Origin of the sequence: Amnibacterium sp. (assembly GCF_025463795.1) — a bacterium.
Taxonomy (GTDB): Bacteria; Actinomycetota; Actinomycetes; order Actinomycetales; family Microbacteriaceae; genus Amnibacterium.
On sequence record NZ_JAODBE010000004.1, the window covers coordinates 19,065 to 32,434 of the forward strand.

The window sequence follows — 13,370 nt, forward strand, 5'->3', positions numbered from 1 at the left end:
GCGCCGCCGCTCCTGCGGCGCGGGTCGCGTAGGGGGCTAGAGGCCGCTCTCCGCCGTCCGGACGAGGATGCAGCCGCTCTCCGCATCCAGCACGACCGCATCCGGGGCTGCCGCGCGCACCTCCGCGAGGTCCGCCCCCGTCAAGGCCATGTTGCTGCCGTGCGACACCCCACGCGTGAGCAGGGCGGCGCCGATGCCGTACCGCGTGCGCTGCCGGTCGTAGAGCGCGACCAGCGGACCCGGCAGCTCCGCGACCAACGCCACGCGCTCGGCGGTGACCCGCTGCTCGTTCTCGGTGAGGCCCGCGAGCGCGTCGTCCTGGTCGGCCTGCAGCGCGCGGACCCGCTCCTCCGCCGCCGCCAGCGCCGTGCCGGTCTCGGCAGCCGCCGTCTCCGCGGTCTCGAGCGCCTCCATGAGCTCCAGCTCGTCGTCCTCGAGGGCGCCCCGGCGGCGCACCAAGGAGGCGATCTCCTGCTCCAGCCCCTGCGCGTCCTTCGACGACGACGTCGCGTTCAGCCGTCCGCGATCCCGCGTCAGCCGCTGCTCGACGAGGGCGACGTCGGACTCGAGCCGGCGGATGCGCGTGCGCAGATCCTCGAGCACGCCGCGCTCGTCCGCAGCACGACGGCGCAGCCCGGCCTGCTCGTCGGCCGCCGCTGGCAGGTCGCCACCCGCCTGCAAGCGACGTCGATGCGCGGTGATGCGGCCGAGCTCGTCGTCCAGCGCCTGAAGCTCCAGCAGCCGGGCCTGCACCTCAGGTGGTGCGGTGACTCCGGCGACGCTCATCCCTCCACACTATCGACGGCCTGCCCACCGCTGCTGCGGAGCCGCGAGGCGGGCGGGGCCGCGGCCCGCGACGCGGCGGCCCTGGCGAGCACCGCGGCGAGCAGGCCGAGCACGAACGCGACGAGCACGCCGAGCGCCGGACCCCCACGCCAGGCGGAGCCGAGCGGGATGCGGAGCAGGTCGAGCACGGGGCTGCGCTCCCCCGGGACGAGCAGGCCGTCGACGAGCAGCCAGCCGATGACGGTCGCGATCGCCGCCGCGACGAACGCCGTCGCCCGGACCGAGCGGGTCGCGGGCGACCGCAGGGGTGCGAGCGTGACGACACCCGTCCACACCGCGACCGGGACGCCGAGCACCGGGCCGAGCGTCGCGAGTGCGCTCGGCGCGGTGAGCCCGACCGCGAACAGCGCCAGGGTCACGGCGAGCACGAGCAGTCCGGCGGCGACCGAGCCGAGGCGAGCGGAGCGGCCCGCGCCGATCAGCACGGCGGCGGCGTCGCCGGACGTGGCGAGGAGCAGGGCCGGAAGCGGCAGCGCGGCGACGAGGAGCGCGACGCCGAGCGGCACCGCGGCCGACGCGGGGGTCGCGTCGGCGACCACACCGGCGAAGGCGGTGGCCCCATCGCCGGACGCGCCGGCGCCCCGTCCGACGGCGAGCGCGAGCACGAGGATCACGAGGCCGACGATCGCGGCGAGCACGATCGCGACGGCGGCACCACGTCCACGGCGGCGACCCGCCGCGAGCAGGGTGGCGTCGGCGACCGTCGCGGTGAGCAGGAGCCCCGGCACCGCGAATCCGACGGCACCACCGGTGACGGTGCTCACTGCGGGGGGCGCGGTGGGCACGGCGGTCGCGACCGCCGGCGCGGTGACGACGAGCACGATCACGGCGACGAGCAGCGCGAGGACCGCGAGCACGCCGAGCACGATCCGGGTCGTTCGCCGCGGCCAGGCGACGGCGAGGAGCGCCGCCAGGCCGGCCACCAGGACGGCAGTCACGGAGGCCGCGGAGCTGGACGTGCCGCCCACACCGGTGCGAGCGGTGAATGCTGCGGCCAGGTCGGCCACGCCGAGGAGTGCCAGCACTGCGGCGAGCAGTCGTGCGGCGAGCAGCACGGCCGCGACGGCCGGACCGCCGCGCGGCCCGAAGACGCGGGACGCGATGGCCGGTGAGCCGGCGCGGTCGGCATCGGACGCTGCGGTGAGGCGCACAGCCGCGGGAAGGGCGAGCGCGACGCCGAGTACCAGGGCGCCGGCTGCCGCACCGCCCCCGCCTCCGGCGGCGAGGCCGAAGCCGGCGAGGAACAGCGCCGGGGACGCGAGCGCGCCGCACCAGACGAGCAGCAGCGCGAGCAGCGATGCGCCACCCAGCGGAACCCGGCGCTCGTCCTTCGCCTCCGTCGTGTCACGAGGGACGACGACCGGGATAGCCCCGCTGACGGGCGCCGCCTGCTCGATCATCGGCGGGAGGGGTACGGACGCCGTGTCGGCCGCGGACACCGCCCGGATCCCCGTGTCGACCTCGTCGACGCCGTCGCTCTCCTCCTCCGCGAGCGGAGGGCTGTCCACGACCGGTGGATCCGTGTGCGACACCGTGGTGGCCGCAGCCACAGCGGGAACGGGTCCGGCCACCGGTTCCGGCGCGGCCCCAGGAAGCTCGACGCGGGCTGCTCGGCCGGCACGGCCTCGGCGGCGGGGCTCCGGCACGGTCGCCGCCTCCTCGGCGGCGGGCGTGACGATCTCCGCCGCCGGCTCGCGAGCGGGCGGCTCGGGCAGCGGGCCGAGCGCCGCCCGCGACAACGAGATGGTGGCCGCGTCGGCATCCGAATGATCGGCGACCGTCGAGTCGAGCCAGTCGTCGGACCGGGGCCGACCGATCGAGCGGAGCGACTGCTCCCACGAGTCGTAGAGCGTCGGGGGCAGCGCGAGCGGGCCGGTCTCGCGCAGCGGGTCCTGGAGGTCCGGCGGCGGGGGCAGCGCCGACTCCGAGATCGGACGCACGGCCTCGGGGATCACGACCGGCTGCGTGCTCGGCGGCTCGGGATCGGCCGCCCGCCTCCGGCCGGGCGCGGGCTCGGGTCTCGGCTCCGCGGTCGTGGAGAAGCTCGGGGCCCGGGTGGCGCGAACGGGCGGCGGCGGGGCCAGCGGTACGTCGGCTTCAACGGGCGTTCCCTGCGCGGCGCCCGATCCGGCCGGAACCGCCTGCAGCCGGGCGCCCCGTGCCTCGCGGTCACTGTGCCGCGCCGAGGTCTCGACGTGCCGGTGATGCGGCTCCGGGGTGGCGGCCTCGGGCGTCGCCGACGGCGCGTGCCGGCGCGCCGAGCGCGGGGCGAGCGCCTCGGGTCGGTCGCCCTCGTTCGGCGGTCCCTGCCGTTCCGGTGCCGTCGACGCGACGCGACGCGACGGCGTTGCGGATCCTTCCGGTTCGGCCGATCGCCGAACCGACGATGGCTGGGCCGGCCCCGCGACGACGGGCTGCCGCCCTGCCGACGGACGATTCTCGACCGGTTGAGCGGGAGGCGTCGCTTCCGGCCGGACCGGCCCGAAGGGGACGGCGGAGGCTCTCAGGACGGGTACGGCGCCCGTCGGCGCGATGCGGTCCAGCTCGGCGGCGAGGGCGGCGGCGAGCTCGTCGTCGTCGTGGATCTCCTCGTCGGGTCCGGCTGCCGCGTGCGCGCGGGTCCGGTCGTCCGCCATGGCCGCCATCGTATCGATGGGTCGCCCCCGACCGGGGAGCCACGAGGGCCGATCGGGCCCTCAGGCCCGTCCGGTCAGGCGACGGGGCGCAGCGGCACGACCTCGTCCGCGACGGCCTCCTGCGACGCCGGGTGCTCCACCATCGCGATCACCCGGTTCGCCATGAACCGCGCCGTTCGCACCGGCGTGCCACCCCTCGTGACCTCGGTCACCTCGACCAGCCCGCGCCCGTGGGCGATGTCCAATCGGCGGCCCGCGCGGGTCGCCTCGATCTCGTATGTCTTCGTGTCGCCGCCCGTGTCGACGACGACCTCGACGCGATCACCCTTCATGTGTGCCTCCTCGGCTTCACTGGATACAACACCCCTGGTCCGACAGTGATTCCTTGTTCTCATGCGCCGCGCGGCGGACTTCCGGAACCGGTGTGGCGAGGACCGCAGGACGATCACCCGAACGGGCGTGCGCGGCGCCCGGCGTCGCGCAGGTCCGGCCGACGCTCGGTCTGCGGTGAGCTCGGACGGGTGGTGGCCGGCTCTGCCGTCCCTCACTCCGACAGCACGGCGGATCCGGCGCCTACGCGGCCCCCGTGGACGTCTCGATCGCCACGCCGCGGACGGCCGCGAGGAAGCCGCTCCCCCACCGGCCGGATGCGGTGCCCGACCCCGGCTCGGCGGTTCCGGCGAGCACGCGCTCCGCCGCATCCACCGCGGACTCGGCGGAGAACCGGAAGCCGTCCCCGGCGGTGAGCGATGCCCAGTCCGACCAACCGTCGGCGCGGAACAGCTCCGCCCACGCCCGGCTGACCGGCTCCCGGTCCCGGTCCCGGGGCCTGCTCTGCGGGAGCGCAGGCAGGCGGCGCGCCGCGGCGGCCACGACAGGCAGCAGCAGGCGGGCCGCCGGGCGCGGCAGCGGCATCGCGACACCGATCGCGACGGATCGGACGCCGGTGGTCAGCGGCGTGATCGCGAGGTCCGCCAGCCCGACGGGCACGAGCAGCGGGCCCGCCCCCGGCGCGCGGAACGCCCCGCTGCCGAGCGCGGCGCGTTCGACGACGCCGTCCTCGAGCCGCCGCGCACCCGCCCGGAGCACCCCGAGGGTGCTGGCCGACACGCCGCGGCTGCCCCCGTCGGATCCGATCGCCATCCCGAGACGGATGCGGATCCCGTCCGGAACACGATCGGCGAGGAGCCGGGCGAGCCCGTCGGTCGCCACGGTGCCGAACCCGACCGCCGGGGTGGCGCTGATACCGGCCTCGATCAGCTCCGCATCGGCGCGAAGCACGGACAGCACCGGCCCGAGGTCGTTCGAGAGGTCGAGGTAGGAGGTGCGGCTCGCGATCGCGGCATGGAGCACAGGTCGGGCCGTCGCCTCGAACGGGCCGGCGACGTTCAGCACCGCATCCGCCCGCTCGAGCACCCGGGTCAGCCGGTCGTCGCCGAGCGATGCGGCCGCCCACGGCCGGTCGAGGCGCCGGCCGAGCGCCGCGAGCATCGTCTCGTCGCGGCCGATCAGCAGCACGTCCAGGCCGCGCGCGACGGCGACCTCGGCGACGAGCGACCCGGTCCTCCCGGTGGCTCCGAAGACGGCCAGCACGTCAGGATCCTCGCAGAGACGTCGCGATGCGGCGAGGGCCGCGATGCGAGGGGCGGCGAGTGGGCCCTACGCGACTCGAACGCGTGACATCCACGGTGTAAACGTGGCGCTCTACCGACTGAGCTAAAGGCCCTTCGCCCGGGAGCCTAGCCGCGCGGGATCCGGCCTGCCGCGGGCCGTTCGGCCCGCTTCTGCGGGCGCCTCCGCCGCACTGATGGCGGCGGCAGCATGCCGACGCACCCGACCCCCCACGGGTGCCCATGGTGGCCGCACTACACTCGCAGAGCCTCTTCTCTTCGACCAGGAAGTGAGATGCGGGTGGCGGTCAACGATCAGAATCCTTACCTCGCCGGCACGCTCGACCGAGACCCGGCCGAGACCGCCGAGTGGGTTGAATCCCTCGACACCCTCGTGACCCAAGCGGGGCATGAGCGGGCGCGCGAGATCATGCTCAGCCTGCTGAGCCGGTCGCAGGAGCTGCACCTCGGGATCCCGATGGTCCCCACGACCGACTACGTGAACACCATCGCTCCGGAGGACGAGCCGACCTTCCCGGGCGACGAGGACATCGAGCGGCGCTACCGGGCGTGGATCCGGTGGAACGCGGCCATCACGGTGCACCGGGCGCAGCGGCCCGGCATCGCCGTCGGCGGCCACATCTCCACGTACGCCTCCTCGGCGGCGCTCTACGAGGTGGGGTACAACCACTTCTTCCGCGGCCCCGACTTCCCGGGCGGCGGCGACCAGGTGTTCTTCCAGGGGCATGCCTCCCCCGGCATGTACGCGAGAGCGTTCCTCGAGGGCCGGCTGAACGAGGCCGACCTCGACGGCTTCCGGCAGGAGAAGTCCCGCGCGCCGCACAGCGTGCCGTCGTACCCGCACCCGCGGCTCATGCCCGACTTCTGGCAGTTCCCCACGGTGTCGATGGGCATCGGCCCCATCAACGCCATCTACCAGGCGCAGCTCGCGAAGTACCTCACCAACCGCGGCATCAAGGACGCGTCCGAGAGCCACGTCTGGGCGTTCCTCGGCGACGGCGAGATGGACGAGGTCGAGAGCCGCGGTCAGCTCCAGGTCGCGGCGAACGAGGGCCTCGACAACCTGACGTTCGTCGTCAACTGCAACCTGCAGCGCCTCGACGGGCCGGTACGCGGCAACGGCAAGATCATCCAGGAGCTCGAGAGCTTCTTCCGCGGTGCCGGCTGGAACGTCATCAAGGTCATCTGGGGCCGCGAGTGGGACGACCTGCTCGCCCGGGACACCGAGGGCGCGCTGCTCAAGCTCATGAACTCGACCCCCGACGGCGACTTCCAGACCTACAAGGCCGAGAACGGCGCCTACGTCCGCGAGAACTTCTTCGGCCGCGACCCGCGTGCGGCCAAGCTCGTCGAGGACTACACGGACGAGCAGATCTGGAACCTGAAGCGCGGTGGCCACGACTACAAGAAGGTCTTCGCCGCTTACCAGGCCGCGCTCGAGCACAAGGGCCAGCCGACCGTCATCCTCGCGAAGACGATCAAGGGCTACGGGCTCGGCCCGAACTTCGCGGGCCGCAACGCGACCCACCAGATGAAGAAGCTCACGCTCGACAACCTCAAGCAGTTCCGCGACGAGCTCCGCATCCCCATCACGGACGCGCAGCTCGAGGAGAACCCCTACCTGCCGCCGTACTACAACCCCGGCCAGGACGACGAGGCGATCCAGTACCTGCAGGAGCGTCGACGGGCTCTGGGCGGCTACGTGCCGCAGCGTCGGGTCAACCACGCGCCGGTGAACCTGCCGGACGCGAAGGCCTACCAGGTCGTCAAGAAGGGCTCCGGCACGCAGGCCGTCGCGACGACGATGGCGTTCGTCCGTCTGCTCAAGGACCTCGTGCGGGCGAAGGACTTCGGGGCCCGTGTCGTGCCGATCATCCCCGACGAGGCGCGCACGTTCGGCATCGACGCCTTCTTCCCGACCGCGAAGATCTACAACCCGCGTGGCCAGCACTACACGTCGGTCGACCGCGAGCTGCTCCTCGCCTACAAGGAGAGCCCCCAGGGCCAGCTCCTGCACGTCGGCATCAACGAGGCGGGCGCGGTCGCGGCCTTCACCGCGGTGGGCACCTCCTACGCGACCCAGAGCGAGCCGCTCATCCCGGTCTACGTCTTCTACTCGATGTTCGGGTTCCAGCGCACCGGGGACGCGATCTGGGCGGCGGGCGATCAGATGGCCCGCGGGTTCCTGATCGGCGCGACGGCCGGCCGCACCACGTTGACCGGTGAGGGCCTCCAGCACGCCGACGGCCACTCGCACACCCTGGCCGAGACCAACCCGGCCGTCGTCGCCTACGACCCCGCCTATGGGTACGAGATCGGCCACATCGTCGCGGACGGCCTCGACCGGATGTACGGCGTCGGACCCGACGGGCAGGGCCATCCCGCCCCGAACGTCATGTACTACCTCACGGTCTACAACGAGCCGATGCCCCAGCCCGCCGAGCCGGAGGGTCTCGACGTCGAGGGCGTGAAGCGCGGGATCTACCAGCTGAGGCGCGCGGACGCCGACGGCCCGCGCGTGCAGCTGCTCTCCTCCGGTGTGGGCGTGCCCTGGGTCCTCGAGGCGCAGGAGCTGCTCGCGAAGGACTGGGGCGTGGCGGCCGACGTCTGGAGCGTCACCTCCTGGTCGGAGCTGCGCCGTGACGGGCTGAAGGCCGAGGAGGAGGCCTTCCTCAACCCGGGCGAACCGCGCCGCACGCCGTTCGTCACCGAGCGGCTGCAGCAGTCGGAGGGGCCGATCGTCGCCGTCAGCGACTGGGCGCACTCGGTTCCGGACCAGATCCGCCAGTTCGTGCCGCGCACGTACTCCACGCTCGGCGCCGACGGGTTCGGGTTCTCCGACACCCGGGCGGCGGCACGCCGGTTCTTCCACATCGACGGGCCGAGCGTCGTCGTGCGGGCGCTCGAGCTGCTCGCCGAGGAGGGCAAGGTCGACGCGGGAGCCGCGGCCGAGGCGTTCCGGAAGTACCGCCTCGACGACGTCAACGCGGGCACGACGGGTTCGGCCGGCGGCGAGAGCTGACCGGCCGGTCCTCCGTGCCACGAACCAAGCAGGAGACGCTCGCCTGGCTGCGCCAGATCGCCGGTGAGCTCGCCACGGCGACGCTGAAACGGCTCGAGGACACGCTGCCCTGGTACCGCGAGATGCCGCCGGGCCGGCGCAGCGCCGTCGGGCTGGTCGCCCAGCAGGGCATCCGGTCGTTCATCAGCTGGTACGACGATCCGCAGTCCACGCCGTGGATCGCCGCGGACGTCTTCGGCACCGCGCCCCGGGAGCTGCTGCGGTCCGTGAGCCTCCAGCAGACGCTGCAGCTCATCCGGGCGACGGTGGAGGTCGTGGAGGAACGCGTCACTCGCGGCACGGACGACTCGGTGCGGGAGGCGATCCTGCTCTACTCGCGGGAGATCGCGTTCGCGGCCGCCGACGTGTACGCCCGCGCCGCGGAGGCCCGGGGACTCTGGGACGCCCGGCTCGAGGCGCTCGTCGTCGACTCGATCCTCTCCGGGGAGGCGGACGACGCCCTGCCGAGCCGGATCGCGGCGCTCGGCTGGCACGGCCACGGCGAGGTCGCCGTGCTCGTCGGCACCACTCCCCCGATGCTCGACGTCGACCAGCTGCGCCGCACGGCCCGGCACCTCGCGGCGGACGTGCTCATCGGCGTGCAGGGCAACCGGCTGGTGCTCGTCATCGGACGGGCGGACGAGCGCTCCGGCTGGACGATCGCCGGCCGCGAGGAGGCCGCCCGCGAACGCCCCGAAGCCGAGGTGCGGACCGACGTCGCGCGGGCCGACCCCGAGGGCGCAGAGGACCGGCAGCTGTCGTTCCTCGACATCGCTCAGCGGCTCGAATCCGGCTTCGGTCCCGGCGCCGTCGTGCTCGGCCACCCGGTGCCCGACCTCGTCGAGGCGTCCCGGAGCGCCCGCGCCGCCCTCGCCGGTTTCGCGGTCGTGCGCGCCTGGCGCCGGTCGCCGCGGCCGGTGCTCGCCGACGACCTCCTGCCCGAGCGCGCGCTCGCCGGCGATCCGCTCGCGCGTTCCACCCTCATCGGCCGCATCTACCGGCCCCTGAAGGATCACTCGACCAGCGAGCTGCTCGGCACCCTGTGGGCCTACCTCGACAACGGCCGATCGCTCGAGGGCACCGCGCGCGAGCTGTTCGTGCATCCGAACACCGTCCGCTACCGGCTCAAGCGCATCACGGAGCTCATCGGCTACGACGCGACGGGGCCGCGCGAGGCGCTCATCCTGCACGCCGCGCTGATCCTGGGCGCGATCAGCGAGCCGGTGCCGCCGAGGCGGCGCGTCGGACGCTGAGCGGTCCTTTGTCGATCGTGGACAGTGTTCGCGGTCGTTCGTTGGCGTCGCTCGCGGGCGACGCCCCGTCGCGTTCGGCAGACTGGACCGGTGATCGTCGTCGTCGCGCCCGGCCAGGGCTCGCAGTCGCCCGGCTTCCTCGCGCCGTGGATCGAGGACCCGTCGGCGCGTGAGCACCTCGAGCGGCTCGGCGACGCGGCCGGTCTCGACCTCGTGCAGCTCGGGACCCAGGCGGACGCGGACACCATCCGTCGCACCGAGATCGCCCAGCCGCTCATCGTGGCGGCGGGGCTCGTCACCCTTGCGGCGCTCGGCCGACCGGTGCGGGCCGTGGCCGGCCATTCCGTCGGCGAGGTCACGGCGGCGGTCGCGGCAGGGATCCTCGACGAGGCCGACGGCATGCGCCTGATCGCGGTCCGCGGGCGCGCCATGGCGGAGGCCGCCTCGTCGCGACCGACCGGGATGGCCGCGGTCGTCGGTGGTGACGAGGCGGCCGTCGTCGCGCGCCTCGAGGAGCTCGACCTCGTGCCCGCGAACCGCAACGGCGGCGGGCAGATCGTCGCGGCCGGCGAGCTGGACGCCCTCGACCGGCTGAAGGCCGAGCCGCCCGCCGGCAGCCGGGTGATCCCGCTGCAGGTCGCGGGCGCCTTCCACAGCGAGGTGATGCGGCCCGCGGTCGGCGCGCTGCGCGCGTTCGCGGACACGCTCAGCCCGACCGACCCGTCGGCCCGCATCTGGACCAACCACGACGGCTCGGAGGTGAGGAGCGGCCCGGCGTTCCTCGACCTGCTCGTCGGTCAGGTCGCGTCCCCGGTACGGTGGGACCGCACGATGGAAGCGTTCGCCGCCGCCGGGATCACCGGGCTCGTCGAACTGGCTCCCGCCGGCACCCTCACCGGTCTCGCCAAGCGCGGGCTGAAGGGCGTGCCGGCCGTCGCGGTGAAGACACCGGCGGACCTCGCCGCCGCCCACGACCTGTTCGATCGGACCGAATGACCGCCCTGCACCAGGCCGCCGGCCACCCGGGTTCCCGCATCCTCGCCTTCGGCGCCGCCCGAGGCGACATGATCGTGACGAACGAGGACATCGCCGGACCGATCAACTCCTCCGACGAGTGGATCCGCCAGCGCACGGGCGTCGTCGAGCGCCGTCGCGCCTCCGACGGCGTGGAGGCGATCGACCTCGCCGTCGACGCGTCGAAGCAGGCCATCGAGAACGCCGGCATCGACCCGAAGCAGATCGGCGCGGTGCTCGTGTCGACGATCTCGAACACGGTGCAGACCCCCTCGCTCGCCGCGCTCCTGACCGAGCGTGTCGGCGCGACGCCTGCGCCCGCCTACGACATCTCGGCCGCCTGCGCCGGCTACACGTACGGCATCGCGCAGGCCGACGCGTTCATCCGCTCCGGGCTCGCCGAGTACGTGCTCGTGGTGGGCGCGGAGAAGCTGTCGCAGTTCGCGAAGCCCACCGACCGCACGATCTCGTTCCTCCTCGGCGACGGTGCCGGGGCCGCAGTGCTCGGCCCGTCCGACGATCCCGGGGTCGCGGCGACCGTGTGGGGCTCCGACGGATCCAAGTGGGACGCCGTCGGCATGGACAGCCCGCTCGCCGCGTATCGCGACGGCGCCGGCGCGGTCGCCTGGCCGACCCTGCGGCAGGAGGGCCAGACGGTGTTCCGCTGGGCCGTGTGGGAGATGGCGAAGGTCGCCCAGCAGGCGATCGACGTGGCCGGCATCACCGCCGACGATCTCGCCGCCTTCATCCCGCACCAGGCGAACATCCGCATCATCGATGAGCTCGCGAAGCAGCTGAAGCTGCCGGAGCACGTGGCGATCGCCCGCGACATCGTCACGACCGGCAACACGTCGGCGGCGTCGATCCCGCTCGCAGCCCACGCGCTGCTCGCCGAGCACCCCGAGCTGTCGGGCGGCCTCGCCCTGCAGATCGGCTTCGGCGCGGGCCTCGTCTTCGGGGCGCAGGTCGTCCGCCTGCCCTGAGCCCGCGACACCGCGCCCAATACACTGTCTGCCGTCGATCCGACCCCCGAGCAAGGAGACCACCCATGGCCCAGTCCACCGAAGAAGTCCTCAGCGGCCTCGCCGAGCTGATCAGCGACGAGACGGGGATCGCCACCGACACCGTCGAGATGGACAAGTCGTTCACCGACGACCTCGACATCGACTCCATCTCGATGATGACGATCGTCGTCAACGCCGAGGAGAAGTTCGACGTCAAGATCCCCGACGAAGAGGTCAAGAACCTCAAGACCGTCGGCGACGCTGTGAACTTCATCGTCAACGCTCAGCACTGATCGGATCCCGTCCGCTTCATGACTGCCCCACGCATCGTCGTCACCGGTCTCGGTACGTTCTCGCCCCTGGCGCAGAACGCGCCGGACACCTGGTCAGCGCTCCTCGACGGCGCCTCCGGTGCTCGCCACCTCGAGCAGCCGTGGGTCACCGAGCTCGCGCTGCCGGTGACGTTCGCGTCGCAGGCCTTCACCGACCCCGAGACGGTGCTCGATCGCGTGGAGTCGAAGCGACTCGACCGCGGCAGCCAGTTCTCGCTGCTCGCCGCACGTGAGGCCTGGGCCGATGCGGGCAGCCCCGAGGTGGAGCCCGAGCGGCTCGGCGTGGACTGGGCGACCGGCATCGGCGGCGTGTGGACGCTCCTGAACGCGTGGGACACCCTGCGCGAGAAGGGGCCGCGGCGGGTGCTGCCGATGACCGTGCCGATGCTGATGCCGAACGCGCCGGCAGCGGCCGTCGAGATGGAGTTCGCCGCGCGGGCGGGCGCCCGCACCGTCGTGTCGGCGTGCGCCTCCAGCACCGAGTCGCTGGCCAACGCGGTCGAGCACCTGCAGGCGGGCCTGGCGGACGTCATCATCGCGGGCGGCACCGAGGCGAGCATCCATCCGCTGCCGCTCGCGGCCTTCGCGGCGATGCAGGCGCTGTCCAAGCGGAACGACGACCCGGCGCGGGCCTCGCGCCCCTACGACTCGAACCGTGACGGCTTCGTGCTCGGCGAGGGCGCAGCGGCGCTCGTGCTCGAGACGGAGGAGCACGCGAAGGCCAGAGGGGCCCGGATCTACGCGGTCGTCGTCGGGTCCGCCGTGACGAGCGACGCCTACCACATCACGGCTCCGGACCCCGAGGGTTCGGCGGCGGCGCGGGCGATGATCGCTGCCGTGCACGCGGCCGGCCACGACCTCGCGGACGTGAAGCACGTCAACGCGCACGCGACGAGCACGCCCGTCGGTGACATCGCCGAGTACCGGGCGCTGGCGCACGTGTTCGGCGACCGGCTCGACGACATCGTCGTGACCGCCACGAAGGCGTCCACCGGCCATCTGCTCGGTGCCGCCGGCGCGATCGAGGCGCTCTTCACGGTCAAGGCGCTGCACGAGCGCACCGTGCCGCCCACGATCAACCTCACGGACCAGGATCCGGAGATCCCGCTCGACGTCGCGACGTCGCCGCGCCCGCTGCCCGCCGGCGACGTGCTGGCGCTCAGCAACTCGTTCGGCTTCGGCGGCCACAACGCCGTCGTGGCGTTCGCGAGCGCCTGACCGCTGCTCCGCACCAGCGGCCGCTGAAGACGTCTGCGGCCGGTACATCGGCAGACGTCCATGAGCCCAGCAGATGGGGCATGGCGCTCGCGCGTCCTGGACCAGGCCGCGACCGGGAGCCGATCTCGGGGTCCGGAGGCCAGGCGCTCGCGCGCGGCCGGCCTCCGGACCAGTCCACGACGCCCTGCACCACCCCGCGACCGCGAGCCGATCTCGGGGTCCGGAGGCCGGGCGCTCGCGCGCGGCCGGCCGGACCAGTCAGCGACGTCTTCGATCCCCGTGGGGATCGAAGACCATCAACACAGGGAAGAGCCCCCGGCCGGTACCCATCCGGACGGGGGCTCTTCTGCCGCAAGATGCTGAGGTTCGAGGGCC

General features: G+C 73.5%; 10 protein-coding genes and 1 tRNA gene. 6 read left to right on the plus strand and 5 right to left on the minus strand.

Annotated features, from left to right (window positions below):
- Positions 1-36: 36 nt before the first annotated feature.
- The 5 genes from JWQ92_RS00225 to JWQ92_RS00245 form a co-directional block, all read right to left on the minus strand.
- Complete coding sequence (locus JWQ92_RS00225) at positions 37-786, minus strand: hypothetical protein (RefSeq protein WP_297342446.1); 750 nt, start codon at positions 784-786, stop codon at positions 37-39.
- Positions 783-3,482 carry a hypothetical protein gene (locus JWQ92_RS00230; RefSeq protein ID WP_297342447.1) on the minus strand — a complete coding sequence of 900 codons (2,700 nt, stop codon included), beginning with the start codon at positions 3,480-3,482 and terminating at the stop codon, positions 783-785. Before JWQ92_RS00230 ends, JWQ92_RS00225 begins: the two co-directional genes overlap by 4 nt.
- A 74-nt stretch (positions 3,483-3,556) precedes the next feature.
- Positions 3,557-3,814, minus strand: coding sequence for a hypothetical protein (locus tag JWQ92_RS00235; RefSeq protein WP_297342448.1), 258 nt, complete (start codon positions 3,812-3,814; stop codon positions 3,557-3,559).
- 241 nt (positions 3,815-4,055) lie between these two features.
- Positions 4,056-5,075: a saccharopine dehydrogenase NADP-binding domain-containing protein gene (locus tag JWQ92_RS00240; protein WP_297342449.1), complete on the minus strand. Its 1,020-nt coding sequence runs from the start codon at positions 5,073-5,075 to the stop codon at positions 4,056-4,058.
- A 60-nt stretch (positions 5,076-5,135) separates the two neighbouring features.
- Positions 5,136-5,208, minus strand: a tRNA-Val gene (locus JWQ92_RS00245).
- A 185-nt stretch (positions 5,209-5,393) separates the two neighbouring features.
- Between JWQ92_RS00245 and aceE the strand changes: the two genes are divergently transcribed.
- The 6 genes from aceE (at position 5,394) to JWQ92_RS00275 (ending at position 12,995) form a co-directional block, all read left to right on the plus strand.
- Positions 5,394-8,135, plus strand: coding sequence for a pyruvate dehydrogenase (acetyl-transferring), homodimeric type (aceE, locus tag JWQ92_RS00250; protein WP_297342450.1), 2,742 nt, complete (start codon positions 5,394-5,396; stop codon positions 8,133-8,135).
- Between the two features lie 14 nt (positions 8,136-8,149).
- Entirely contained in the window at positions 8,150-9,427 is a 1,278-nt protein-coding gene (locus JWQ92_RS00255; protein ID WP_297342451.1) for a CdaR family transcriptional regulator, read from the plus strand.
- Positions 9,428-9,517: 90 nt separating this feature from the next.
- Positions 9,518-10,423, plus strand: a complete 906-nt coding sequence (locus tag JWQ92_RS00260) for an ACP S-malonyltransferase (RefSeq protein ID WP_297342452.1) — start codon at positions 9,518-9,520, stop codon at positions 10,421-10,423.
- On the plus strand, positions 10,420-11,424 hold the full coding sequence (locus JWQ92_RS00265; RefSeq protein ID WP_297342453.1) for a beta-ketoacyl-ACP synthase III: 1,005 nt from the start codon (positions 10,420-10,422) through the stop codon (positions 11,422-11,424). The genes JWQ92_RS00260 and JWQ92_RS00265 overlap by 4 nt, the downstream gene beginning before the upstream one ends.
- Positions 11,425-11,489: 65 nt before the next feature.
- Complete coding sequence (locus tag JWQ92_RS00270; RefSeq protein WP_297342454.1) at positions 11,490-11,738, plus strand: acyl carrier protein; 249 nt, start codon at positions 11,490-11,492, stop codon at positions 11,736-11,738.
- Between the two features lie 18 nt (positions 11,739-11,756).
- Positions 11,757-12,995 (plus strand): beta-ketoacyl-ACP synthase II, encoded by a 1,239-nt coding sequence (locus tag JWQ92_RS00275; protein WP_297342455.1) that lies wholly within the window; start codon positions 11,757-11,759, stop codon positions 12,993-12,995.
- The last annotated feature ends 375 nt before the right edge of the window (positions 12,996-13,370 follow it).